The sequence below is a fragment of the Corynebacterium sp. 74A genome (genome assembly GCF_008930665.1).
In the GTDB taxonomy this organism is placed as follows: domain Bacteria; phylum Actinomycetota; class Actinomycetes; order Mycobacteriales; family Mycobacteriaceae; genus Corynebacterium; species Corynebacterium megadyptis.
On sequence record NZ_PQMG01000006.1, the window covers coordinates 60,289 to 85,381 of the forward strand.

Annotated in this window: 22 protein-coding genes and 2 tRNA genes; 13 read left to right on the forward strand and 11 right to left on the reverse strand. The window is 61.5% G+C overall.

Annotated features, from left to right (window positions below; translation table 11 throughout):
• Nucleotides 1-9 precede the first annotated feature (9 nt).
• The 8 genes from GBB11_RS09295 to rpmH all read right to left on the reverse strand — a co-directional run bounded on the left by GBB11_RS09295 (nucleotide 10) and on the right by rpmH (nucleotide 5,798).
• On the reverse strand, nucleotides 10-615 hold the full coding sequence (locus GBB11_RS09295; RefSeq protein ID WP_151549754.1) for a hypothetical protein: 606 nt from the start codon (nucleotides 613-615) through the stop codon (nucleotides 10-12).
• Nucleotides 616-646: 31 nt separating this feature from the next.
• The gene (locus GBB11_RS09300; protein ID WP_151549755.1) at nucleotides 647-1,729 is read right to left on the reverse strand and encodes a ParB/RepB/Spo0J family partition protein; all 1,083 of its coding nucleotides are present in this window, start codon (nucleotides 1,727-1,729) and stop codon (nucleotides 647-649) included.
• 115 nt (nucleotides 1,730-1,844) lie between these two features.
• Nucleotides 1,845-2,777, reverse strand: a complete 933-nt coding sequence (locus GBB11_RS09305; RefSeq protein ID WP_151549756.1) for a ParA family protein — start codon at nucleotides 2,775-2,777, stop codon at nucleotides 1,845-1,847.
• Between the two features lie 177 nt (nucleotides 2,778-2,954).
• Entirely contained in the window at nucleotides 2,955-3,590 is a 636-nt protein-coding gene (gene rsmG / locus GBB11_RS09310) for a 16S rRNA (guanine(527)-N(7))-methyltransferase RsmG (RefSeq protein WP_225979238.1), read from the reverse strand.
• Nucleotides 3,591-3,823: 233 nt separating this feature from the next.
• Complete coding sequence (gene yidC / locus GBB11_RS09315) at nucleotides 3,824-4,780, reverse strand: membrane protein insertase YidC (protein WP_151549758.1); 957 nt, start codon at nucleotides 4,778-4,780, stop codon at nucleotides 3,824-3,826.
• A 157-nt stretch (nucleotides 4,781-4,937) separates the two neighbouring features.
• A complete protein-coding gene (gene yidD / locus GBB11_RS09320) occupies nucleotides 4,938-5,249 on the reverse strand; it encodes a membrane protein insertion efficiency factor YidD (RefSeq protein WP_151549759.1) in 312 nt (103 codons plus the stop codon).
• Nucleotides 5,185-5,571 carry a ribonuclease P protein component gene (gene rnpA, locus GBB11_RS09325; protein WP_151549760.1) on the reverse strand — a complete coding sequence of 129 codons (387 nt, stop codon included), beginning with the start codon at nucleotides 5,569-5,571 and terminating at the stop codon, nucleotides 5,185-5,187. Before rnpA ends, yidD begins: the two co-directional genes overlap by 65 nt.
• An 83-nt stretch (nucleotides 5,572-5,654) precedes the next feature.
• Nucleotides 5,655-5,798, reverse strand: coding sequence for a 50S ribosomal protein L34 (gene rpmH, locus GBB11_RS09330; RefSeq protein ID WP_083878205.1), 144 nt, complete (start codon nucleotides 5,796-5,798; stop codon nucleotides 5,655-5,657).
• Between the two features lie 1,482 nt (nucleotides 5,799-7,280).
• Between rpmH and dnaA the strand changes: the two genes are divergently transcribed.
• From dnaA to gyrB, 5 genes are all read left to right on the forward strand, one after another.
• Nucleotides 7,281-9,044 carry a chromosomal replication initiator protein DnaA gene (gene dnaA / locus GBB11_RS09335; RefSeq protein ID WP_151549761.1) on the forward strand — a complete coding sequence of 588 codons (1,764 nt, stop codon included), beginning with the start codon at nucleotides 7,281-7,283 and terminating at the stop codon, nucleotides 9,042-9,044.
• Nucleotides 9,045-9,808: 764 nt separating this feature from the next.
• On the forward strand, nucleotides 9,809-11,014 hold the full coding sequence (dnaN, locus tag GBB11_RS09340) for a DNA polymerase III subunit beta (protein WP_151549762.1): 1,206 nt from the start codon (nucleotides 9,809-9,811) through the stop codon (nucleotides 11,012-11,014).
• Between the two features lie 10 nt (nucleotides 11,015-11,024).
• Nucleotides 11,025-12,269 (forward strand): DNA replication/repair protein RecF, encoded by a 1,245-nt coding sequence (gene recF / locus GBB11_RS09345; RefSeq protein WP_151549763.1) that lies wholly within the window; start codon nucleotides 11,025-11,027, stop codon nucleotides 12,267-12,269.
• Between the two features lie 98 nt (nucleotides 12,270-12,367).
• Entirely contained in the window at nucleotides 12,368-12,970 is a 603-nt protein-coding gene (locus GBB11_RS09350) for a DciA family protein (RefSeq protein ID WP_225979239.1), read from the forward strand.
• A 166-nt stretch (nucleotides 12,971-13,136) separates the two neighbouring features.
• Nucleotides 13,137-15,206: a DNA topoisomerase (ATP-hydrolyzing) subunit B gene (gene gyrB, locus GBB11_RS09355; protein WP_151549764.1), complete on the forward strand. Its 2,070-nt coding sequence runs from the start codon at nucleotides 13,137-13,139 to the stop codon at nucleotides 15,204-15,206.
• Between the two features lie 101 nt (nucleotides 15,207-15,307).
• Here the strand turns inward: gyrB and GBB11_RS09360 are convergent, their stop codons facing one another.
• Nucleotides 15,308-15,757 (reverse strand): hypothetical protein, encoded by a 450-nt coding sequence (locus GBB11_RS09360; protein ID WP_151549765.1) that lies wholly within the window; start codon nucleotides 15,755-15,757, stop codon nucleotides 15,308-15,310.
• Nucleotides 15,758-16,170: 413 nt separating this feature from the next.
• Between GBB11_RS09360 and gyrA the strand changes: the two genes are divergently transcribed.
• The 6 genes from gyrA (at nucleotide 16,171) to GBB11_RS09390 (ending at nucleotide 21,662) form a co-directional block, all read left to right on the forward strand.
• Nucleotides 16,171-18,783, forward strand: a complete 2,613-nt coding sequence (gene gyrA / locus GBB11_RS09365) for a DNA gyrase subunit A (RefSeq protein WP_151529669.1) — start codon at nucleotides 16,171-16,173, stop codon at nucleotides 18,781-18,783.
• Nucleotides 18,783-19,127, forward strand: coding sequence for a DUF3566 domain-containing protein (locus GBB11_RS09370; protein ID WP_151549766.1), 345 nt, complete (start codon nucleotides 18,783-18,785; stop codon nucleotides 19,125-19,127). The genes gyrA and GBB11_RS09370 overlap by 1 nt, the downstream gene beginning before the upstream one ends.
• 156 nt (nucleotides 19,128-19,283) lie before the next feature.
• Nucleotides 19,284-19,357, forward strand: a tRNA-Ile gene (locus GBB11_RS09375).
• 27 nt (nucleotides 19,358-19,384) lie between these two features.
• Nucleotides 19,385-19,457 (forward strand) — tRNA-Ala (locus GBB11_RS09380).
• A gap of 209 nt (nucleotides 19,458-19,666) precedes the next feature.
• A complete protein-coding gene (locus tag GBB11_RS09385; RefSeq protein WP_192796363.1) occupies nucleotides 19,667-19,999 on the forward strand; it encodes a PRC-barrel domain-containing protein in 333 nt (110 codons plus the stop codon).
• A gap of 31 nt (nucleotides 20,000-20,030) precedes the next feature.
• Nucleotides 20,031-21,662 (forward strand): bifunctional ADP-dependent NAD(P)H-hydrate dehydratase/NAD(P)H-hydrate epimerase, encoded by a 1,632-nt coding sequence (locus GBB11_RS09390; protein WP_151549768.1) that lies wholly within the window; start codon nucleotides 20,031-20,033, stop codon nucleotides 21,660-21,662.
• Between the two features lie 280 nt (nucleotides 21,663-21,942).
• On the opposite strand, the gene GBB11_RS09395 is transcribed toward GBB11_RS09390, so the two are convergent.
• Nucleotides 21,943-22,749 (reverse strand): hypothetical protein, encoded by an 807-nt coding sequence (locus GBB11_RS09395; RefSeq protein WP_151549769.1) that lies wholly within the window; start codon nucleotides 22,747-22,749, stop codon nucleotides 21,943-21,945.
• Between the two features lie 92 nt (nucleotides 22,750-22,841).
• On the opposite strand from GBB11_RS09395, the gene GBB11_RS09400 reads away from it, so the two are divergent.
• Entirely contained in the window at nucleotides 22,842-23,372 is a 531-nt protein-coding gene (locus GBB11_RS09400; RefSeq protein ID WP_151549822.1) for a peptidylprolyl isomerase, read from the forward strand.
• Between the two features lie 152 nt (nucleotides 23,373-23,524).
• On the forward strand, nucleotides 23,525-24,208 hold the full coding sequence (locus GBB11_RS09405; RefSeq protein WP_151549770.1) for a rhomboid family intramembrane serine protease: 684 nt from the start codon (nucleotides 23,525-23,527) through the stop codon (nucleotides 24,206-24,208).
• A gap of 586 nt (nucleotides 24,209-24,794) precedes the next feature.
• On the opposite strand, the gene crgA is transcribed toward GBB11_RS09405, so the two are convergent.
• On the reverse strand, nucleotides 24,795-25,061 hold the full coding sequence (gene crgA / locus GBB11_RS09410) for a cell division protein CrgA (protein WP_151529660.1): 267 nt from the start codon (nucleotides 25,059-25,061) through the stop codon (nucleotides 24,795-24,797).
• Between the last annotated feature and the right edge of the window lie 32 nt (nucleotides 25,062-25,093).

Here is a 25,093-nt window from a genome sequence, read left to right on the forward strand (position 1 = left end):
GATACCTTCCTAGCAGTGTAGCTCCGCGCTGAGGGTGTCCATGGCCGCCGCCGCCAGCACTGAGGAGTCTGGCGGCAATGTTATTTCTAGCCGGGGCACCACGGGGTGCTCGCGCACCACCTCAAAGCCCGCGGCCCGCAGCTCTTCTTCGCTCATCAAACCGATACGCTCGGGCACCCAGTCCAGTTCCTCTCGGCCGCTGACGCGCCAGCCGAAGGCCTGCACTGTCTCTATGCCGTGGCGGCTGAGGTGCATGAGGGCGGCGTCGATAAGCACCGGCGCAGTGCCCAGCTGTGGGGTACGAAATAAGGAGCTGAGCAGCATGGCGCGGCGGGGGACCGGGCCGCTGGGGAGGCGGGAGACGCCGCCGGCGAGCGCGGGCGGGCAGAAGAGGATGGTGCCGAGAGTCTCTGTGGGGGTAATGAGGTTGAAGCCGCACACCCCGAGGGTGGTGGCGGCATGAACGATCCACGCCTCTTTTTCTAAGGCGCTATCGCGGATGAGGGCCTCATCGGCGGCCGCAACTTCCCAGAAGATGCTGCGGCGCGCCTGCGGGTGCACATGCTTCAGGCCGCGCGGATCGAGCCGCAGCAGCTGGATGTGATCGGCGCCCATTGTGATCCCCGGCCGGTAGCGTGCACCTGGATTAGCGCTCGAGGAGCTCGACGATACGCTCGAAATCCTCGCGGCCCGCGAACTCCACGATGATCTTGCCCTTCTTCTTCCCAGCCTGCACGGTCACCTTGGTGTCCAAGCTATCGGCTAGGGATTCGGCCGCGTGAGTGAGGTATTCCGGCTGCGGGGCCTTCTCGCGGGGCGCGGGCTTATCCGCATTCCCACCGCGGTTCAGCAGGGTGACGGCCTCTTCGGTGGCGCGCACACTCAAGCCCTCGGCCACGATCCGCTTGGCGAGCTTTTCTTGGGCGTCTTCGCCCACCTTCACGCCCAGCAGAGCGCGGGCATGGCCGGCGCTCAGCACCCCGGCAGCCACCGTGCGCTGCACCGACACAGGCAGGGCGAGCAGACGGATCATATTGGTAATCACCGGCCGAGAGCGGCCCAGCTTATCGGCCAGTTCCGCTTGGGTGACACCGAACTCCTCCAGCAGCTGCTGATAGGCGGCGGCTTCTTCCAGCGGGTTGAGCTGCACGCGGTGGATATTTTCCAGCAGCGCATCGCGCAGCATCGTGGAATCCTCGGTCTCGCGGACGATCGCGGGGATTTCCTGCATGCCGGCCTTGGTGGCCGCGCGCCAGCGGCGCTCGCCCATGATGAGCTCATAGCCCTCGGCTACCTCGCGCACCACGATGGGCTGCATGAGGCCAAACTCCTTGATGGAGTGGGTGAGTTCGGCCATGGCCTGCTCATCAAAGACCTCGCGGGGCTGCTTCTCATTGGGCTCGATCAGCCCAATGGGGATCTCCCGGTACGTCGCACCCATCGGGGTGGAGTAGTCCTCGTGGATATTCTCGGGGCGGCTGCGCTGCACGCCTTTCTGGCTGCGCTGGCGACCCTGGCCGGTGCCGCCCTGCGCCACGCCCTGGGAATGGCCCCGGGAACCGCCCTGATTGCCGCGTGCGCCCTGGTTGCCGGCCGCCCCGCGCTCGCGAGAGGACTCGCCCAGAACGATGCTCGCGGCATTATTGCCCAGCCGCGGCTTGGCGGAGCCATCGGGGATCAGGGCCGCGAGACCGCGGCCGAGACCGCCTTTACGAGTTTCATTCGCCATGGTTGCTCAACATCCTTCGTTTGCGTTCCGCGTGGGCGCTGCAGGGGCGCTTAAGCGCCTGCGATCGAGACGATCGCCCCGCTCGCTCCCAGTATCTTTCCTGGGCATGTTTCCGTCAATCCTCATCGCCGGATGGGGCTTGGCCGATAGGGGAGGACTCCTCGGTGGCGGGGTAGTCGCCCCGATTATTCAGCTCCCGTGCCGCATCCAGATAGGCCATAGCGCCGCGCGAGCCGGGATCATATTCCAGCACTGTCTGGCTATAGCCTGGCGCCTCGGAGACCTTCACGCTGCGCGGGATCACCGTGTTGAGCACGACCTCGCCGAAGTGATTGCGCACCTCGCTGCTGACCTGCTCGGCCAGCTTGGTGCGGCCGTCATACATGGTGAGCAGGATGGCGGAGATATGCAGATCGGGGTTGAGGTGGGTGCTGATCATGGAGATGTTATTGAGCAGCTGGCCCACGCCCTCCAGCGCGTAGTACTCGCACTGAATCGGAATGATCACCTCGTTGACGGCGGTCATGGCGTTAATCGTGAGCAAGCCCAGCGAGGGCGGGCAGTCGATGAGCACATAGTCCAGATCGTGCTCGGCGAGGAAGTCCTCATTAATGGCATCTGCCAGGCGATATTCGCGGCGCACCATGGACACCAGCTCGATCTCCGAACCCGCCAGATCGATCGTGGCGGGAATGCAGAAGAGATTCTCCGAGAAGTCACAGCTCTGCATCGCCTCCTCGGCGGTAGTTTCCCCGAGGAGCAGCTCATAGCTGGAGACGGTGCCGGCGCGATGCTCCACGCCGAGCGCGGTGGAGGCATTGCCCTGCGGGTCGAGGTCAATCACCAGCACCCGGAGCCCGCAAATCGCGAGACCCGCGGCAAGATTGACGGAACTGGTGGTCTTACCCACCCCGCCCTTTTGATTCGCAATCGTCACGATGCGCGGCCGCTCGGGTCGAGGCAGCTTCAGCGCATTCGGGGTGCGCACCTGCGCCGCCCGCTGTGCCGCAGCGGCAATGGGTGTGTCGTCCCACGTAGTTTCATGCATGCTCGCTGATCTATCCCCTCTATGGCTGGCCTATGAGACTACCGCGTGCGCTGCCCGGAGCATGGCCATCATGCTTATCGACGCCACCCTCTTGGCGCACACACCTAGGCCTCTAGCCTAGTGCCTCACTGTGTCACCAACCAATGGGGTAAGAGGCCGACGCACCCACACCAACTTCTAGCGGCGGCGCGGGATACTGATCACCGTGGTGGGCTGCTCCAGCACACCCTCACCGACGGTCATGATTGTGCCCAATCCGCCGCCGGCCTTGGCGATAGTGGCGTGATCGCGTTCCCATTCTTCGTGCACACTCGAGCCTTTGAGGGCAATCATTTTCCCATTCGGGCGCACCAGCGGCATACACCACCGGGCGAGCTTGCCCAAGGGGGCCACCGCCCGCGAGGTCACCACATCAAAGCGGCCAACCTCAGCGCGCACGGTCTTTTCTTCGGCGCGGCCGCGCACGACCGTGACGTTCTCCAATTCCAGCTCCTCGACCACTTCCCGCAGATAAGTGGAGCGCTTGAGCAGCGGCTCAATGAGGGTGATGGAGAGATCGGGGCGGGCGATGGCCACCGGAATGCCGGGCAGGCCCGCACCGGAGCCGATATCGGCCACGCGACGCGCATCGGCCGGGATGGCTTCGGTGACCACCGCGCAGTTGAGGATATGCCGCTCCCAAAGCCGGGGGATCTCGCGGGGGCCGATGAAGCCGCGCTGGGTGCCGGTGGTGGCGAGCGAGGCGTGATAGCGCACAGCGAGATCGAGGCGCTCGCCAAAGACGGCAGCCGCGCTCGCAGGCGGCGGAGCCATCTCTGTATTCAGCTCGCCCTCCGACTCTGGTTTCACGTGAAACATCCCTTTCCTCATCCTCGGCGCTGGCTGTATCTCCTGCCCAGCCAGACTGCACTGTATTCATCACTATACGTTGCCCTATGCGGCCTTTCCCAAGGGGGAATATGCATCGCGGCCCAGCATCTCTGCGAGGAGGATGCTGGGCCGCGGGGGCTTACTAGGTCGCTGAACTCTAGGACGCTTGAGCGCGTTTAAGAGTTAGTGCCCTTCTTCGGGTTCTTCGGCTTCTGGCCAGGGCGAGGAGCAGTGGTGCGCTTCGCTTCGCGCTTGCGGGCGAGCTCTTCTTCCTCCTCGGCGTCGACCTTGGCAAAGATCCAGCGCTGCTGGAAGAAGGTCCACACGTTGTTCGATGCCATGTAGAAGAGCAGACCGATGTGCCAGAAGACACCAGTGAAAAGGATGATGCCGGGCATGAACCAGAGCATCATCTTGTTCATCATCTGCATCTGGGTGGCCATCATGTCATTCTGCGGGGCCTTGGTCTTGCCGGAGCGGCGGCGCTCCTCCTGGCGGGAGATCGACAGGCGGGCGTTCATGTGGGTTGCGAAGACCACGATAAGGATCAGCGGTGCGGCAACAGCAATGATCTTGGCGCGGGTGAAGTCCACGGTGCCGAAGGCGCCGAACATCTCATTGGGCATGGAGATATAGGAGGACAGCGGCACTCCGAAGATACGAGCATCGAGGAAAGACTGCACCTCATCGACGCCGAAAATGTAGTTCGGGGTATTGCGGTTGACCTCAATGGACAGGCCCAGCTGGGTGCCTCCGGTACCGGTGCGGTTGAAGGAACGCAGCACGTGGAACAGGCCGATGAACACCGGCATCTGCACGAGCAGCGGGATACAGCCGGCGATGGGGTTGACACCCATCTCCTTCTGCAGCTTGCGCGACTCCTCCATCATCTTGGCTTGGTCGTTCTTGTACTTCTCGCGGATGGCCTGCATCTTCGGCTGCATCTCTTGCATCTTCAGCGTCGAGCGCATCTGCTTGAGCATGGGCCTGACGAGGAAGGCACGGATGGTCACCGTCAGAAGAACGATGGCGAGCACCCAGGACACACCCGAGTCGGGGTCGAGGACATAACTGACCACCTTGTGCCAAAACCACAAGATGGCAGAAATTGCATAATAAATAGGATCCAGCACGGCGTTCTGAATGCTCCTTTAGCTGCTACGTGGTGTGATCATCGTTCAGGGTTCAGCAGCGCGCCGCTCGGCGCCTGCGTCGTGCCGCAGAAAAACACAGCCACATGGGGTGTTCGCTCGCGCCGCCACCGGCGGCACATATGCGTGTATTATTCCATCATTTTCTCTGCACTGGGGGCACGGGGTCATAGCCGCCCGGATGCCAGGGACCACACTTACTCAGACGAATCACGGTGAGCAGCACCCCACGCAACGCCCCAAAGCGCTGCAAGCTGCCCAGCGCGTAGGCGCTGCAACTCGGTTCGAAGCGGCAGCTCGGGCCGCTTTTGAGTCCAGAAAGATACTTCTGGTACAGCCGCACCGCACCGACCAACACCGCGGTCAGCGGGCCACGCCGAGTGGGCCTAGTGGGACTGTGCGGTGCGCTCGGCGAAGCGTCGTCGACTGCGTGCGAGTGCTCGTCTAACATCGTCCTCTAATTTCCCTGCGGGGGCATCGGCGCTGGCAGGCAGCGCTCGGATGACCACTCGGTCCGTGCGATCGAGCTCGTTGGCGAGCTCGGCACAGATATGCCGCAGCCGCCGGGCGACGCGGTGACGAATCACAGCATTCCCGACGGCTTTAGACACGATGAGCCCGAAATGCGGCCCACCAAAGCTCACCTGAGGCTCCCGCTCCTCGCAGGCGCGCGAATAATAAGCAACCACGCGCTTGGTTCCGGCCCGGCTTGCGCCGGAGACAACCTGCGAAAACTCCGCAGAGGAACCAATTTTGAGGTTCTTCGGAAGCATCAGTGCGCCCCTCGAGTAATTTTTCGGTGGCGAGGCCCCGGGCCACAGAGTGCGTGGCACCGTCGCCTCACGGGAAAAGAAAACTACGCGGTGAGGCGAGCACGGCCCTTGCGGCGACGTGCAGCGACGATAGCGCGACCGGAACGGGTGCGCATACGAGTACGGAAACCGTGGACGCGGGCACGACGACGGTTATTGGGCTGGAAAGTCCGCTTGCCCTTAGCCATAGGTCAAACACTCCTTGAAAGTTTGCTGTCATAAGCTCCGCGCTGCTCAGCACTAGAGACCCAGACCACAATGGCGGCCTGAGACGCTGGCGCTGCGCGACGCCTAAGGAACTCATGAGATGAATTCTCTTCTTCCCCTCTTCCGCCGAAGCGAAACAGGATGCAGATCGATACTTCAGCTTCCGCAACGAGGTAGTCACCCACCTCCGAGCCGGCGCTCGAATCAGCGCACTGTACCGCCGAAGTATCGTCCACACGCGGCCCTGCCCACCCCATCTGCAAGGCTCAACCTCAGGTTGAACCCGCGATGCAGCTGCGTGACCGCAATAGACCTAGACAGAATACGGTATGGCCGTCGTGAATAACAAGTTGCCACGCGAATAAGATTCGTGGCGCTAGCTGGGCGAACTTACATCCCTGTGCTTTTCCCGCTGTAGCTGTGCTGCAACCAGGACACCATCGCGGACGGACTTGTACGGCCCCGAACTCGGCACAAATAGTACGGGTGTACTGGTATTTAGGTGATTCCACCAGTACCCACATCCAAGAGTGTAAAGCCCCCTCGGCCACGCTCCCCGCGCTCTGCCCGCACGGCCACCGAGGAAGAGCCACGGCGCTACAGCGGGGGGAGAATGAGCATTTTTTACCCCTGAAATACTGCCGATGTAATTCTCGGCTCGACCCTCGACACCCCTCTGCTCCCGCTCCTGCGGCAATGCCGATGCGCAACAGAAAAAGAGCATGTCATCGCAATGTGGGATTATCGACTTTCCGGCCGAGGGTACGGAGATAACGATAATTACAGTATTGATATTCCCCGCGATTGTTGGACTGTATCCACCACCGGCGGGTAACAATGGAAACCGTGAATTAAACACAGCTGTGAACACCCCGTGGCTGTGGATAACTCTAAAGCTGAAGTTGAGACTTCCCTGAGCCCGGCGCTTTGATGCAGCTCAGAACCCATTTTTTCGGCGATTTAGTTATGCACAGGCTCTCGACTAGGCTGTGGATAGCGCTTGTGCAGTCCAGTTATCCACAGCTGTGGATAACGTTGTGGAAAACTCCGCATCACCATGGAGTTCGGCTATGTCGGCTCTGTGCACACGGCGGTGTAATCACACAACCGTGCATCCACAGCGAAGCGTTCTTTCCGACTGAGATAACTCGCTTTTTCTGGGGTTATGAACAGGCTCGGAAAGGCCGTCGGGGAGAGGGGAGACCGGCTTTAAGCGCGCGTGCGCCTTGAGGCTTTGGTGTTTCCTCGCTTCGCCGCGATAGCGGTGAGCTAGGGGTGCCCATGGCTGGTGGCTGCAGCTCCTTTCGAGGACACCGTTATTCGGAAACGACCTCCTCGCTGGGAAAACGTATCGTGCCTGTGTGGCAGGGATGGTGCGGATGTGTCGTTTCCGCGTGCCATCACCCGGTGGTGGTGCTGTGCCCGTGATTGTCCGTCCACCCGTGTAGTAAGGGGCTTTCCCTGTGACAGAGCATTCTGGTTCTCTCGCCCAGACGTGGCAGAGCGTGATTAACGATCTGTTGGCGCTGTCTGAGCAACCCTCCTCTGGGATCGGACCAATTAGCGCCCGCCAGCGCGGTTTTCTCAGCCTCGTCACCCCGGTGGCCTTGGTGCCGGGCTATGCGGTGCTCGCCGCGCCTCATGCGATGGCGAAAACCGTCATTGAGCAGGATTTGGGCCCTGCGCTGACCTCTGTTCTTACCACCCATATGGGCCGCCCGACGGGGCTGGCCGTCAGCGTCAATCCGGAAGCGATCATGCCGGAGACCGCCGCCGCCCCCGAGCAGGCCGCGGACTATTCCGAGCACGCCGAACACGCCGAGCAGCGCGTAGATCCCCACGGGGCGGCCAGCAGCGCGGCCACGGAGATGCTCAATAACGACAACGCAGCGGTCGTCCCGCCGCCGAGCAGCGCGCAGACGCTCTCGCAGCCTACCGCGCACTCCGAGGGCGACAGCCCGCAGCAGCAGTGGGCGGATCAGGGCTGGCCGGAGAAGAATTGGCAGGAAAGCCATGCCAACTATCCCGAACAACCGCAGCACTCCGAGCCCGGCCAGCATGGGGCTCAGCACCATGATTCGCTGGCGCAGCGCGGCCACGACGCCTCGGTGGGTTTCGGGCACCCGGTAACCAATCCGCAGGCAGCAGCACCGCAGCGCTATACTCGCGAACAGCCGGCCCCCAAGGCATCCTCGGAAGGATCGCTGAATCCGAAGTACACCTTCGATTCCTTCGTTATCGGATCCTCCAATCGTTTCGCCCATGCCGCGGCAGTCGCGGTGGCGGAGACCCCAGCGAAAGCCTTCAACCCGCTGTTCATCTGGGGCGGATCAGGACTGGGGAAAACCCACCTTCTACACGCTGCGGGCCTTTACTCGCAGGTACTGCAGCCGGGCCTGCGCGTGAAGTATGTCTCCAGTGAGGAATTCACTAATGACTACATCAACTCGGTGCGCGATGACCGCCAGGAAGCCTTCAAGCGGCGCTACCGCAACCTCGACATCCTCATGGTTGATGACATCCAATTCCTCGAGGGCAAAGAGGGAACGCAGGAAGAGTTCTTCCACACCTTCAACGCCCTCCACCAGGCGGATAAGCAGATCATTTTGTCCTCGGACCGGCCCCCGAAGGAGCTGACCACTCTCGAGGATCGTCTGCGCACCCGTTTTGCCGCGGGGCTGATCACCGATATTCAGCCCCCGGACTTAGAAACCCGCATCGCCATTTTGATGAAGAAGGCCCAAGACGATGGCACCCAAGTGCCCCGGGATGTGCTGGAGCTGATCGCCAGCCGCTTCGAGTCCTCTATTCGTGAACTCGAGGGGGCGCTGATTCGGGTGGCGGCGTTTTCTTCGCTGACCAATCAGCCGATCACCATCGAGCACGCCGAGGTGGCGCTGCGCGACATCATGCCGGAGAACAAGCACGTCGAGATCACCGGGCAGACCATCATCACCGCCACGGCCAATTACTTCGACATCTCGGTGGACACCATCACCGGCACGAGCAAAACCCATGCGGTGGTCCATGCCCGCCAGCTAGCCATGTACATCTGCCGCGAGCTCACGGCTCTCTCCTTGCCCCAGATCGCCGAGAAATTCGGTGGTAAGAACCACACCACCGTGATGTATGCGGTGCGCAAGATCAAGAACGAGATGCAAGAAAATCGCGAAACCTACGATCAGATCCAGGAGCTCACCCAGCTGATCAAGAATGGCTCCGCTTAGCGAGGCCTACGAGCCAGGCTTTTTAGCCAGACTTTCACCCCCGCGGGGTAGGGCAGGAGCACCTTCTGCCCGCCGCGGCCCCCAGCGCCCGTATGCACAGTGTGTGGCACGGGCGCTGTGTCGTATCTGTACTGGGCGAAGGCGCCGCAGAGGTGGCGTCGATACGCGCGCTGGGGCGTTATCCACAGAGTTATTCACAGTTGTGTAATTACAGAATTGTCATTTACTGCCCGTTCGGAGAAACCGCAGGTCGCCGCCTGTGCATAAGTGGCGATTTTCTGTTGTTCGCAGCCGCCTCGACGGTGCATGAATTGTGCACAACGAGCAGGGGTCGAAAGTTGTGCACAACCCCCTCTAGTTATGCACCTGTTATGCACAGCCTGGAACACATGCCGCAACGCTAGGGTGAGCTGCGCGGATCGTGGAATTACACAGATTGCACAGCACCTACTGCTACTACCAAAGAAAGTTATGGATTGAACTAAGAAGAAATAGGGGGTGTGGACGCGGCGCCGATTCCTGTCATTCACCGCACCCGCCACGACGGCACGCCGCGAGGTGCGGGGAGGCGGAATCACATATCCCCTCCCGCGCGGATCCCGGTTTATAGCGGAGTGTGATTCTTGTAGGCTGGGAGGGAAGAACAATTGTTTTGCCGCCGATGAGCCGATACTGGGCCATATTGGCCGTATCGCCGAGGACCTGATAGCAGGATTTCTTGGCTGCTCAGCGGCTGCTTGTGCTTGAAGGAGCCTCAGCTAAGCATGGAATCGCAGCCTGTGTCTTTCCGAGTGTCGAAAGATGACTTTTCCGCAGCCGTGGGCTGGGTCGCTCGTAGTTTGCCCACCAAGCCCACCCAGCCGGTACTTCGCGGCATGGTGATTAGCGCCGACGATGACGGCCTCACCCTGGCCGGATTCGACTATGAAGTATCCACCAAGGTCAGCATCTCGGCGGAGATCGATGAGCCGGGCCGCATCGCCGTTCCCGGCAAGCTGGTCTCGGATATTGTGAGTTCGCTGCCAAATAAGCCCATCGAGGTGCGCACCGACGAGTCCAAGGCATTTTTCCGCTGCGGTTCCTCCAGCTTTGAGCTCCCGCTGATCCCGCTGGATGATTATCCTGCGCTGCCCACGCTGCCGGAGGTGACCGGCCGAGTGAACCCGAGCCTCTTCAACGAGGCCGTGTCCCAGGTGGCCATCGCCGCTGGTAAAGACGACACGTTGCCGATGCTCACCGGCGTGCACATGAAGGTGCAGGGAAAGAACGTGGTCATGGCCGCCACCGACCGTTTCCGGCTCGCGGTGCGGCGCTTCGAGTGGGAGCCGGTGGCCGATGACGTCGAGGCCGCCCTGCTCATCCCGGCGAAAACCTTGCAGGAAAACGCCCGATCCATCGATCCCTCGCTCAACGAGAACGTGGAGATCGCCGCTGGTACCGGCGAGAAGGTGGGCGCCGATGGTCTCTTCGGCGTGCATACCCGCAACCGCCAGACCACCACCCGCATGCTGGATGCGGAGTTCCCGAACTACGATCCGCTCCTGCCGAAGGTGCACACCTCTTTGGCAACCGTGGCTATCGGCCCGCTTCTCGACGCCATCAAGCGTGTCTCCCTCGTGGCCGAGCGCAATGCGCAGATCCGCATGCACTTCTCCGAGGGCCAGGTGGTGTTGGCTGCCGGTGCCACTGATTCCGGCCACGCCGAGGAGTCGCTGCCCTGTGACTATCAGGTGGGCGAGGGCGCCGAGGGCCAGGATTCCCTGCTCATCGCCTTTAACCCCTCCTACCTCAAGGAGGGCCTCAACGCCATGCCGGGACAGCGCGTGGTCTTTGGTTTCACCGCTCCGTCGCGCCCGGCGATCATCATCCCCGAGCCGGAGGAAGCCATCGAGGCTAATTCCGCTGGTGAGTTCCCCACCCCGGGGTCGGAATTCACCTATCTGCTGATGCCGGTTCGCCTGCCGGGCTAATTCTTCCGCGGTGTACATTCGGCATCTCAGCCTGCGCGATTTCCGCTCGTGGCCGAGCCTCGAGATCGATCTGACCCCCGGGATCACGGTGTTTACCGGCCGCAATGGGCACGGCAAAACAAACATTGTGGAGGCGGCCGGCTATGTGGCGCATCTCGGCTCCCACCGGGTCTCTACCGATGCGCCGCTGGTGCGCGAGGGCGCGCAGGCGGCACGGGCATCGGCCACGGTGGTCAACGATGGCCGCGAACTCGCAGGGCATGTGTTGATTAAGGCCCGCGGCGGCAATCAGGCTGGCATTAATCGTACCAAGCTCAAAAGCACCCGCGAACTGCTCGGCGTGCTCAAAACCGTGATGTTTGGCCCCGAGGATCTCAGCTTGGTGCGCGGCGAACCCGCCGAGCGCCGCCACTATCTGGATGCGATTATTGCCTCGCGCAAACCGCGGATCGCGGGGGTTAAGGCGGATTATGACAAGATCGTGCGCCAGCGCAATGCGCTGTTGAAGTCGAACTATGCCGCGCTGCGCCGCGGCTATTCCGCCGATGATGGCGCCGCCACCTTGGCCACCCTCGATTCCTGGGATATGCAGCTGGCCAGCTGCGGCGCGATCGTCCTCGAGGAGCGTCTGCGCACCATTGAGCAGCTGCAGCCATTGGTGACCGGCGCCTATAGTGGGCTGGCCCCAGAATCTCGGCCGGCGTCGATCGCCTATGATTCCTCGCTCAATGACACCTTGGCAGAGGTGGAGGGCCGGCCCGATCGGGGAGTGCTGGAGGCGGCGTTGATGGCGCGTCTGTCGGCGGTACGCACGAATGAGATCGAACGCGGTATCACCCTGGCCGGGCCGCATCGGGATGATATTCAGCTCATGTTGGGCGGCCAGCCGGCCAAGGGCTTTGCCTCCCATGGCGAGACGTGGTCCATGGCCTTGGCCCTGCGGCTCGCGGAGTTTCATCTGCACCGCGGCGATGGCACAGATCCGGTACTCATCCTGGACGATGTTTTTGCCGAGCTGGATGCGCGCCGCCGCGCCCAGCTCGTGGGGCTGGCCCAGGACGCCGAGCAGGTGCTCATCACCGCAGCCGTGGGCGATGACCTGCCCGATAATCTGGATGAGCACATTGCTGCCCGCTACTTCGTGGAGGCCGTCGCCGATCCAGAGGGCAAGGAGCACGCTCGCTTATCGACGCTCACTCCCATGCCCCTCGATCCTCCTGCCGCGGCTGAGCCCGAGGAGGGTGCGTCGTCGTGAGCGACAAGCAGCAGCCACCGGCCGCGGCGCAGCCGAAGGAAACGAGCCCCAACTCTGCCTCTAAGGGCGCGGCACCGGCGCCGTCCCGCCCGGCGGATCTGATTAGCCGCTCTTTTCAGGCGGTGCGCGCCGAGGCGAAAAAGCGGCGGGGCTATGTGCCGGATTTATCGCGGCAGCGCCGCGATACCACTCGCCGCCTGGATTCTGATCGCGCCGATTCCTCGGCGATGTTGCAGCGTATGGGCTTGGACAAGTCCTCCTCGGCGCCGCGTTCGTGGCGGTTGCGGCGCGGCTCGAATACCGTGCTGCGCGCCACCGGCCCGGATGGGCGGGCGTTGCGCCGAGCCCGCACCTTCTCCTCGGTGGGGGAGGTGCTCTCGGAGGAAATCACGGCCCGAGGCTGGGGCAAGGATTTAGCCAATGGCTGGGTGCAGACCCACTGGCCGGAACTAGTGGGGCCGACGATCGCCGGCTATGCCGTGGTGGAAAGGGTGAAGGGAACCACCGTCTACGTACGCTGTGCCACCACCCCGCAGGCGACGAATTTGCGCGCCATGCAGCGCATGATCCTAGCCAAAATCGCAGAAAAGGTGGGCCCGAATGTGGTTACTACCTTGAAGATTCACGGCCCCGAGGCGCCCAGCTGGCGTCATGGCCCGCTGCACGTGAAGGGCCGCGGGCCGCGCGATACCTACGGATAGGCCACGGGCCGGTGCGTCTAACCCGCTCTGTTTCTGCCTGAGAGCGAATGAGGCGCCAGGCAAGTAGGGGGATAGCTCATCGGGGAGTGAAGGCGGTGATTGGGCCTGTAGGGGTGTAATATGGAGGGGTCTAATTAATCTGTTTCAAGGAGTTTGAGTAATTACAGTGGCTAGCACCGAACACATTTATGATGCCTCCTCAATTACCATCCTCGAAGGTCTTGAGGCAGTGCGTAAGCGCCCCGGCATGTACATCGGTTCCACCGGTGAGCGCGGCCTCCACCACCTGGTGTGGGAGGTCGTGGATAACTCCGTCGATGAGGCCATGGCCGGCTATGCCACCAAGGTGAAAGTCACTCTCTTGGAGGATGGCGGCGTGGAAGTCGTCGACGATGGCCGTGGTATTCCCGTGGAAATGCACCCCTCGGGCGCGCCGACCGTGCAGGTGGTTATGACGCAGCTGCACGCCGGCGGCAAGTTCGACTCGGAGTCCTATGCGGTCTCCGGTGGTCTTCACGGTGTGGGTATCTCGGTGGTCAATGCGCTCTCGACGCGTGTTGAGGCGGATATCAAGCGCGATGGCAAGCACTGGTTGCAGAACTTCAGGAACGCGATTCCGGAGGAGCTGGAGGAGGGTGGCAACGCCCGCGGCAGCGGCACCACGGTGCGTTTCTGGCCGGATCCGGAGATCTTCGAAACCACAGAGTTTAAGTTCGACACCATCGCCCGCCGCTTGCAGGAAATGGCCTTCCTGAACAAGGGTTTGAAGATCGAGCTGATCGATAAGCGCGTCTCCGATGCCGAGGCCGAGCTCGATGCTCTCGCCGAGGCCGGCGAGGACGCCGCCGCCATTGATACTCCTTCCCTGGATGATATCGATGAGCAGGAAGAAAACCGCGAGGCGCTCGGCGAGGGCGCCAAGGATAAGCCCGGGAAGAAGAAGGACAAGGTCCGTGAGTTCTTCTACCCTGAGGGCCTGATTAACTACGTCGAGTATCTCAACGATACGAAGACCCCGATCCACCCCACCATCATCGGTTTTGATGCCAAGACCGAGGAGCACGAGGTGGAGATCGCGATGCAGTGGAATAAGGGCTTTAAGCAGTCCGTGCACACCTTCGCGAACACCATCAACACCATCGAGGGCGGCACCCACGAAGAGGGATTCCGCGCGGCCCTGACCGGTTTGATGAACCGCTATGCCCAATCCCACAAGCTGCTCAAGGAAAAGGACGGCAAGCTCACCGGCGAGGACTGCCGCGAGGGCTTGGCCGCGGTGATTTCCGTGCGCGTGGCTGATCCTCAGTTCGAGGGCCAGACCAAGACCAAGCTCGGTAATACCGAGGTGCGGTCCTTCGTGCAGAAGATGGTGAATGAGCACATCGCGGACTGGTTGGAGGCCAACCCGGCCGAGGCGAAGGTGATCATCAACAAGGCGCTGGCGTCTGCGCACGCCCGCCAAGCTGCCCGTCGTGCCCGTGATCTGGTGCGGCGCAAATCCGCCACCGATCTTGGTGGCCTGCCCGGTAAGTTGGCCGATTGCCGTTCGAAGGATCCGGTGCGTTCCGAGCTCTACATCGTGGAGGGTGACTCCGCAGGTGGTTCCGCGAAGTCCGGCCGCGATTCGATGTTCCAGGCCATTTTGCCGCTGCGCGGCAAAATCCTGAACGTGGAGAAGGCCCGTTTGGATCGCGTGCTGAAGTCCAATGAGGTGCAGGCCATCATCACTGCTCTCGGCACGGGTATTCATGATGAGTTCGACATCAACAAGCTGCGCTATCACAAGATCGTGCTGATGGCCGACGCCGATGTGGACGGCCAGCACATCGCGACCTTGCTGCTGACGCTGCTCTACCGCTTCATGCCGCAGCTGATTGAGGAAGGCCATGTGTTCTTGGCCCAGCCGCCGCTGTACAAGCTGAAGTGGGGCAAGGGCCGGCCTGGTTTCGCCTTCTCCGATGGCGAGCGCGATGAGCAGCTGGCCGCCGGCCTGGCCGAGGGCCGCAAGATCAACAAGGATGACGGCATCCAGCGCTATAAGGGTCTGGGCGAGATGAGCGCCAAGGAGCTATGGGAGACCACCATGGATCCCGAGACCCGTATTCTCCGCCGCGTGGATGTGGGCGATGCCCAGGCCGCCGATGAGCTCTTCTCCGTGCTCATGGGCGACGATGTGCGCGCCCGTCGCAGCTTCATCACCCGCAATGCTAAGGATGTGCGCTTCCTCGATATCTAGGATCGCCCGCTGCGTTGTCACGCAGCCCGCATCAAGCACACCACCCGCCTCCTGCACTGCAGGAGGCGGGTGGTGGTGTATCGCGGTGAAGATAGGGCCGTTTAGCTGGCGTGCTTGTGGATGATCTCTCCGGTTTCGAAGAGGGAGTCGGTGATGAGCTTCTCGCTCTTGCCACGGACCGAGGAGTAGACCTTCTTCAGCGGCGCGGCCGAGATCTTATCGGCGTTGCGGTCCGCCACGGTCATGATGGAGTTGACCACCTCGGTGGAGTTCTCCTCGAGGTAGGTGCCGAAGCTGTGACCAGCCCCCGGCTCCTGGAACTTCTGCCAATAGGGGTCCAACTCATCGGCCATTTCGGGGAGCAGGCGGCGGGCAGCCTTATTCACGATGTCCGAATCCACCTTCTTGGCGGCGGCGAGGGCACCTGTGATCAGCTTGCCGGAGATACCGCTTTGCTCCTGCACCTTCTTCTCCACCAGGGCGCTGAAGTCGGAAACGACCGCGTTGGTGGTGTCATCGTCCTTGGTGAGCAGTTCGCGTAAATGTTGCATGACCCTCATGGTACGGGCTCTGAACTGCAGATAACGCAACATCCTTGTAGTTCCACATTTTTCGGCGCACCTGAGAAATGTGGAACTACAAGGATCGTATTCGCGTGTTGTGACTCTTCCGCCACAGCTCAGCCGACCACCTCAGTAGTCACATGCTTTCACTGCAATCACAACTGCAACATAGCTTACATGAGCAGAGGGGCGGCGCCAAGAGAACGGGGAATCATTTTCTTTCTCTGTGCGCGCCTGAGAGCCTCTATGCGGGCCGGAAGGGTGGTGTGAATTCGATCATAGTAGCGTCGATAAGCGAAAAAATGCGTGTAAATCGCGCTCAGTGCCACTCTGCGGCGAAAAGGGGAGTAGAATGGCGGAGATTGGATTCTGAGAAACCCAAACCATAAGAGGTGACGCGCGTGAGCGATGACAATCAGGGCGGCGAGAGCTTATTCGACCGCATCGAACCCATCGATATCAATGAGGAGATGCAGTCGAGTTATATCGACTACGCCATGTCTGTCATTGTTGGTCGAGCGCTGCCGGAGGTGCGCGACGGTCTCAAGCCGGTGCACCGCCGTATTTTGTACTCGATGTTTGACTCCGGCTATCGCCCGGAGCGCGGCTATGTGAAGTCGGCGCGCCCAGTGGCCGACACTATGGGTCACTATCACCCGCACGGTGACTCCGCGATTTATGACACCCTGGTGCGTATGGCCCAGCCGTGGTCCATGCGCTATCCGCTGGTGGATGGCCAGGGTAACTTCGGTTCTCGCGGTAATGACGGCCCGGCCGCCATGCGTTATACCGAGTGCCGTCTCACGCCGCTGGCCATGGAGATGGTGCGCGATATCCGCGAGAACACCGTGGATTTCTCCCCGAACTATGACGGCAAGACCCTCGAGCCGGATATTCTTCCCTCACGCGTGCCGAATCTGTTGATGAATGGCTCCGGCGGTATCGCCGTGGGTATGGCCACCAACATCCCGCCGCACAACCTCAACGAGCTGGCCGAGGCCATTTATTGGATTCTTGCCCATCCCGAGGCCGATGAGAAGTCGGCGCTCGAGGCGTGCATGGAGCGCGTGAAGGGCCCCGATTTCCCGACTGCAGGGTTGATTGTGGGCGATGAGGGCATCAAGGATGCCTACACTACGGGCCGTGGCTCGATTCGCATGCGCGGTGTCACCAGCATCGAGGAACTGGGTAACCGGCAGATCATCGTGATCACTGAGCTGCCCTACATGGTGAATCCCGATAACCTGGTCTCCTCGATTGCGGAGCAGGTCAAGCACGGCAAGCTGGCGGGTATCTCCAGCGTGGACGATGAGTCCTCCGATCGCGTCGGCCTGCGCATCGTGGTGACCCTTAAGCGCGACGCGGTGCCGCGCGTGGTGCTGAATAACCTATTCAAGCACTCCCAGCTGCAAACCAGCTTCGGTGCGAACATGCTCTCCATTGTGGATGGTGTGCCGCGTACCCTGCGCCTGGATCAGATCCTCAAGCAGTACGTGAAGCACCAGATCGATGTGATCGTGCGTCGTACCCAGTACCGCCTCGACGAGGCCGAGAAGCGCGCCCATATCTTGCGCGGTTTGGTCAAGGCACTGGACATGCTGGATGAGGTGATCGCCCTTATCCGACGTTCGCCCACCGTGGATGATGCCCGCACCGGTTTGATGACGCTGCTGGATGTCGACGAGATCCAGGCAGACGCTATTTTGGCCATGCAGCTGCGTCGCCTCGCCGCTCTGGAGCGGCAGAAGATCGTGGACGAGCTAGCCGAACTGCAGGCCCTCATCGAGGATCTGCAGAGCATTCTGGCCTCCCCAGAGCGCCAGCGCACCATCGTGCGCGAAGAGCTCGAGGAGATCGTGCGCAAGTACGGCGATGAGCGTCGTACCCAGATCGTGGCTGCCTCCGGCGATGTCACCGAAGAAGACCTCATCGCCCGCGAGAACGTGGTGGTCACCATCACCTCCACCGGCTATGCCAAGCGCACCAAGGTGGATGCCTATAAGTCGCAGCGACGCGGCGGCAAGGGCGTGCGCGGCGCCGAGTTGAAGCAAGAAGACATTGTGCGCCACTTCTTCGTCTGCTCCACGCACGACTGGATTCTCTTCTTCACCAACTTTGGCCGGGTCTATCGCTTGAAGGCCTATGAGCTGCCCGAGGCATCGCGAACCGCGCGCGGCCAACATGTGGCGAATCTGCTGGAGTTCCAGCCGGAAGAAACCATCGCGCAGATCATTCAGATCCAAACCTATGACGATGCCGAGTACCTCGTCTTGGCTACCCAGCAGGGTCGGGTAAAGAAGTCCAAGCTGCACGATTATGAGTCCAACCGTTCCGGCGGGTTAATCGCCATCAACCTCAACGATAACGACAAGCTCATCGGCGCCACACTCTCTAATGGCGATGATGACATCCTGTTGGTCTCCGAAAAGGGGCAGTCCATTCGCTTCACTGCCGATGATGATGCGCTGCGCCCGATGGGTCGTGCCACCGCCGGTGTGAAGGGCATGCGTTTCCGCGACGATGACCAGTTGCTCTCCATGACCCGCGTGGACAATGGAGAGTTCCTCTTGGTGGCCACCTCCGGCGGCTATGGCAAGCGCACCCCGATGGAGGAATACCCCACCCAAAACCGTGGCGGTATTGGCGTGGTCACGCTCAAGCACACTCCGAAGCGCGGCAAGCTGATCAGCGCCTTGGCTGTGGATGAGGACGATCAAATCTTCGCTATTACCTCCGCTGGCGGTGTGATCCGCACCGAGGTGAACCAGATCCGCCCGAGCTCCCGCTCGACCATGGGCGTGCGTCTGGTGGACCTGGCAAAGGATGTCGAGGTCTTGGCTATCGACCGCAACGTCGAGGACGAGGGCGAGGAAAACGCCACCGCCGTGGCCACCGGCCAGGCCGAGTCCCCGACCGCTGCCCGGGCGCGCAAGACCGGAGAAGATGATGCCACCGCGGACCCCATTCCCGGAGTGGAAGGTCTCAGCGACAACGATGAGTCCGAGGAGGACTAATGAGTAGTCGGAGAGTCGCCGTGCGGCATATTTCTCCGCTGTCTGCATTCAAGACAGCGCTGGCCCTATCGCTCACGGGACTAGCTGCCTGGATCATCTGCGTGATCGTTCTCTATATGGGCCTCGATGCCGCAGGGGTGTGGGATAAGGCCAATGAAGTGATTGCAGGCGTCGGCGGCGAGCAGGTGCTGAACTTCGGCATCACGGTCTCGCTCGCGACGCTGGTGGGGGCGATCTTCGCCCTGATTGCCACCTTCCTCGCGCCCCTCGTGGCGATCATCTACAACGCCGTGGTTGATCTCTTCGGAGGCGTCGTGATCACCATCGGTGACGTCGAGGATTAAAACGCCGCTTTTTCGGCGGTAGCGCCGGCGGCCCCAGCACGGAATCACCTGTGCTTGGGGCCGCTGGCATATACCGATAGAGACGCCTAAAAACGCAGTGTGACCAGCTGATTTGGTGTTGTTGCCCTTTCTGGGTAAAGTTCTTACACGTTCCAAGGGCCTATAGCTCAGTCGGTTAGAGCGCATCGCTGATAACGATGAGGTCGCAAGTTCGATTCTTGCTAGGCCCACTGCGAAGCCCTCGGGTTTCGTTGTTTGGGGCATTAGCTCAATTGGTAGAGCACCTGCTTTGCAAGCAGGAGGTCAGGAGTTCGATTCTCCTATGCTCCACAACTCACATTCCCCCTAGTGGTTATCCACTAGGGGTTTTGTTGTGTCTGGGCGGTGGGTGGGAAAATCAGTGGCCGTCACTGCGTTGCGCTGGGTATTCTGGATCCATCGCGGTGAGAAGAATGAGGCTTACGGCGATAGAACAGCTCACCCGCCGTGGTTGTGCCGCAGCCGCCGTGGAATACTCACCCAAGAAAAGAGGTTCTCCCGTGTCTCAGCATGAGATCGCCGCGCTGAATGATGCCACCGCATACGATAGTGACGGCGAGAAACTGGGCGCCGTGGAGGAGGTATTCATCAATGATGCCACCGGCCAGCCCAAGTTCGTGGAGGTCTCTCATGGCCTCTTCGGTATGAAGTCGAGCGTGGTGCCGCTGCTCGGCCACCGCCTCGAGGAAGAGCAGCTGCACCTGGCTTTTCCCTTAGAGCGCATCAATGGCGCCCCTAATTTCGATGGCGCCCATATCGGCCCCGAGCAGGAAGAACGCCTCTACCGCCACTATGGCATTGCGGACGCCGAGGATAGCGAGAGCTACTCCTAGCCTTCGCCTGGCGGGATTATCCTTGGTGGGTATGAGCCTTTCCGTATGCGATCTTCTTGGTAGTCCCACCCGCACGCTGAGCAGCCCGGCCACCGTCGCCGAGATTCGCGCCGCCGAACAGCCTCTCCTCGATGCTCAAGGCAGCGTCGATGAGCTGATGCGTAGTGCCGCCAGCGCGGTGGCGGGGGTCGCCAGCGCCATGCTGGGCGATGCTCAGAGGCTTATCGACGCCCCCTCCCAGCCCCACATCCTGGTTCTCGCAGGAGCCGGTGGCAATGGCGGGGATGGGCTGTATGCGGCCGCCATGCTGCGCGAGCAGGGCTGGACACAGGTGAGCGCCTATCGGGTGAGCAGCTCGGTACACGCCCCGGCGTGGCAGCGTTTCCTCGACGCGGGGGGAACGGTGGTGAGCGATCCCGCCACCATGGGCCGGGTGGATCTGCTCATTGATGCCATCACGGGTATCGGAGCGCGGCCCGGGCTACGAGCAGAAGCCGCCGCGGTGCTGCAGGGGCTTGATGTGGCCCAGGTGCTGGCAGTAGATATCCCCTCGGGAGTGGCCGCCGATAGTGGCGCGGCGGGGGAGCAGCACATTAATGCGGATGTGACGGTGAGTTTCGGGGCGCCGCGCCTGGCCCATGTGCTCTCCCCAGCGTGCGGCACGGTGCTCATAGCCGATATCGCCCTCGACAGCGCTACGATGCCGCCGCTATCCGAGCTGATTGCCCAGCAGATTGCGCGGCGGCGCGCCTGCACTGGCCTGCGCGCGGTCTATGGCAGAAGCCAGTTGCAGCTCGAAGGCTATGAGTGCGTAGGTGGCCACCACGGCATCGCGGATCTATCGCCGGGGCCGGAGGATGATAAGTACAGTGGCGGAGTGGTGGGAATTCTCGCCGGATCTGAGGACTATATCGGCGCTGGGGTGCTGTGTGCGACGGCCGCGGTGCGGGCCAGCAGCTCCATGGTGCGCTATGTGGGGGCGCTGCGAGCGAGAGTCGTGGAATGCCTCCCGGAGGTGGTCTCTCATCCCAGCCTTGGTGAATGCGGCCAGGTGCAATGCGTGGTGGTGGGGCCCGGACGCGGCACAGATGAGAGAGCGCGCGAGGAATTACTGACCGCGCTGTCCATGGATGTTCCGGTGGTGGTGGACGCCGATGCGATCACCCTGCTGGCTGAACTGCCGAAGCTGCGCGCCGCATTAGCCGCCCGGCAGGCGCTCACCGTGCTCACTCCCCATGCTGGGGAGTTCGAGCGCCTGGCCGCCGCCCTCGACGATGAGCTGCCGGGGCTGAGTGAACACCGCGTGGAGGCCTGCGAGAAGCTGGCCGCCCTCCTGGGTGTCACGGTCTTGCTCAAGGGGCATGCGACGATCATCGCTGATCCGCAGCAGAGCACCATCGTTCATACGGGTGTGTCCTGGGCAGCGACGGCCGGCTCGGGTGATGTACTGGCGGGGATTCTCGGCGCCCATCTCGCCTGGGCGGAGGCCACCGAGCACATCGACACTATCGAGGCGGTGGTCTCGGCGGTGCTGGTGCACTCTGTGGCCGCGGCACTCGCGGCGCACACCCCCTATGGGCCGGCGCCGACGAGCGCCAGCGCCATCGCCGAGAGTATTCCTGCCGCGACGGCCGCGCTCATCGCGCACCGAAAAAACGCCTAGGTGCTAGAGACCTTCGAGAACGCCGCGTTCATAGTGCAGGGGCGTGATACCGAGGTTCGTCGTGCAGTCCTCAACGCGGATGGGGAGGAGGCGGTGATCGCCGCCATGTCTGCACGGTTCATAGCTTCCCTACAGAGAGGCTAGAAGGCCTGCGAAGGGGCGTTGCATAGTCCAACTGGTCTATCACGGTATGGGCCGGAAACTGGGGCATAAGAAAAACCGCCTGCCCGAAGGGAAGGCGGTTCTGCTCGCCGCGGCTATACGCAGCGTGAAGAAGTGTTTAGTTCTTCTCGTTGTCGCCGTACTTGGCGTCTACCTCGGCGGAGAGGATCTCATGCGCCTGGGCGGAGCTGGAGCGCTCATCGGTCCAGCTCTCTACCTCGGCCTCATTATCGAGCTCACCCACACCGGTGTTGGGCACGGCAGGATCGAGGGAGTCGGCAACCTTTTCATCGAAGGGCTTCTCCGGGGTGGCCACCTCGGCATCGGCGGGGGTCTCGGTGGAGTAGACCAGCTTCGGCTCCTCATCCGGTGTGGCGGTATCGAAGTCCTCCACGCGCGGCGGGACGGTCTGAACCTTTTCCTCCTCGCGGAAGAAGAAGTAGTACACGGCGGCGGCCACAGCGCTCAGCAGCGCCAGAACCGCGGCGATCGTGCCGAAGGTCTTTCTCTTCGCGCAGCCCTTGTCCTTCTTAAACTTCTTCTTGGCCTGTGCGGCTGCCTTCTTGGCATCCTTTTCCCGCTGCTTGGCCAGCTTGCGCAGTTGCTTGCCGGATTTTTTGGCGTTCTTCTCGGCCTCCTTGCGGAAGGAACCGGTCTGCGCCTTCGCCTTCTTGAGGCGCTTGGCGGCCTGGGCGCCAATGGCGGAGCCGCGCTTGTTCAGATCGGCTACACGCTTATCGACGTCCGCATTATCCACGGCCTCAGCTGCCGAATCATAGAGCTCCTGGCCCTTATCCACGGCCGCATGGGCGGCCTCTTGCAGGGCCTCATAGGCCTCATCAGCCTTCTGCGCGCGATACTCATTCAATGCAATAAGGCCCTTTTTAGCGGTTTGTGCGCCCTGGACGAGCAACATGGGATTCATAGTGGTGTCCCACCTTCCAATCTTTAGTTTCTTTAATAGATAGTCCCATCCTAGGTGCAGTGACGGTGCACATGCCACGTTTTTTCTCTACGATGAGGGCTATGACTCAGAAGACCGCAACTGCAACGATGCACACCAATTACGGTGATATCGTCATTGAACTCTTTGGCAACCACGCGCCCGTCACCGTCGAGAACTTCGTCGGTCTGGCCCAGGGCACCAAGGAGTACCGTGCCAACAACGCCAACGGCACCACCGAAGGCCCCTTCTACGATGGTGCTATCTTCCACCGTGTGATCAATGGCTTCATGATCCAGGGCGGCGACCCCACCGGCACCGGCCGCGGTGGGCCCGGCTACACCTTCGAGGACGAGTTCCACCCCGAGCTGCAGTTCGATCGCCCCTACCTCTTGGCCATGGCCAATGCCGGCCCCGGCACCAACGGCTCCCAGTTCTTCATCACGGTGGCGCCCACCCCGCACCTAAACAACCACCACACCATCTTCGGTGAGGTTGTGGACGAGGACTCCAAGGCTGTTGTGGACTCCATCGCCACGGTGCAGACCTCCATCCAGGATCGTCCGAATGACCCGGTGGTTATCGAGTCCATCGACATCCAGTAGGAGGGTGATCATCGCGGCGGGGCGTGGGCAGTGAACGTCGATAAGCGCGCTGCACGCCCCACCCCCGTGACTTCCCCCATCAACCTATGACCCATCGCCGGCCTGAGGCCGTATGCGGCGATGGGTCTTTGCGTGTCTAAAGAAAGAGTGTCATGAATTCCTCCACCATTGCCCGCTGGTATCGCGAAGCGCCCGTGACCGTGGTGCTGGTTGCGCTCAACTGCGTGTTCTATCTGATCACCGCAGTCGAGTCGCTCTCCCTGCAGCACAACCTCGCACGCTCCGTGCTGGCCGAATACCTCGTGTTCTTTCCGCCGCGGGCGGCGTATCTCGGCTTCGCCGGGCTGCTGCCCTCTGTGGGCTACGCCTTTATGCATGTGGGCCTCGCCCATCTATTGATGAACATGTTTTTGCTCTTTCTCATTGGCCGCGAGATCGAGCAGTATGTGGGCGGCCGCGTGATGGTTGCCGCCTATTTCTGCTCCGTGGTGGGTACGGCCGCGTGCATCACCTGGGCCAGCCCCCTGACCTCTACCGCAGGAGCCTCGGGCGCGGTCTATGCGCTGATGGTGGTCTTTATGGTGCTCTGCCACCGCACCGGCCGTGATGTGCGCGGGCCGGCTGTGCTGTTGGCAGTGAATATCGTCTACACATTCATCGCAGTCAATGTATCGGTATGGGGCCATATCGGCGGCATCATCATGGGCGCCCTGCTCGCATGGCCGCTGGTGTATAGCACTAGGCAGCAACGCACCCCCATTGTTGGTCTTTTATGTGGGGCGAGCCTGTGTGCTCTGCTGGCCGGCTTCGCGAAGATATCCACAAGCATCTTGTGACAGGCGAGAAGAAACGCACCGACCGTTATCCCCATCGACAGGCAGGTTATGCCCAGTCGGTGGGGATAAGTGTTTTGTGGGCAAAGGCAGATAGACTGTGCACACCCGCTGTGGAGGCTGTGCATAATCTTCTGCGTGTAATTTAGCTAGACTCGAACGCACGCGCTTTCGAAACGCCTATGCCTGACCTGCGTTTGAGCAGATAGTTAGAACATTATTCAGCTGTGTGCACAGCGTGTTGAGTTAGTGCACAAAGTTATGCACAGGCTGTGCAGAACCGCTGAATTACAAGAATGTAAGCAGAATCCACAGAGTTATCCACAGCCTGTGCATAACTTTGTCGTTTTCTACACACATGCGCTATGCACAGCCTAGGTTGTGCATAACCCTGTGTAATTGTGCATAACTGCTCTCTCACATGGGGGTGGTGTGCACCGCCTGTGGTGTCTTTTTGGTGCGGCGGCGAACGTGCCGGCGGCCCGGTCCACGGCCTATGGCCGCTACTACGCAGCGGCGGCGGTGAGGGTGTGGGGCATGAAAAAACCCGACTCCCCAGCGGAGTCGGGTTCTTTCTCGGTCTGCGTGGCTAGCGCCAGCCCATCGTCATCAGCAGCCCAATGATGAGCAGACCGAAGCCGATCGCGAAGTTGATCGGGCCGAGTTCACGCATGAGCGCGATCTGCGGGCCAGCCAAATAGTTCACTACCAACCAGGCCAGGCCGAGCAAGATCAGCCCAAACATCAAGACCTTGTACCACAGCGGGGTACCGGAGGAATTGATCTTCACAGGGGTGCGGCTAGCCGTCGACGTCGACACCGTGGTCGAGCTCTGAGTAACCTTTGCCTTCGGCATATCTAGCCTTTCTTTCTTTTCACAGTTCTCGG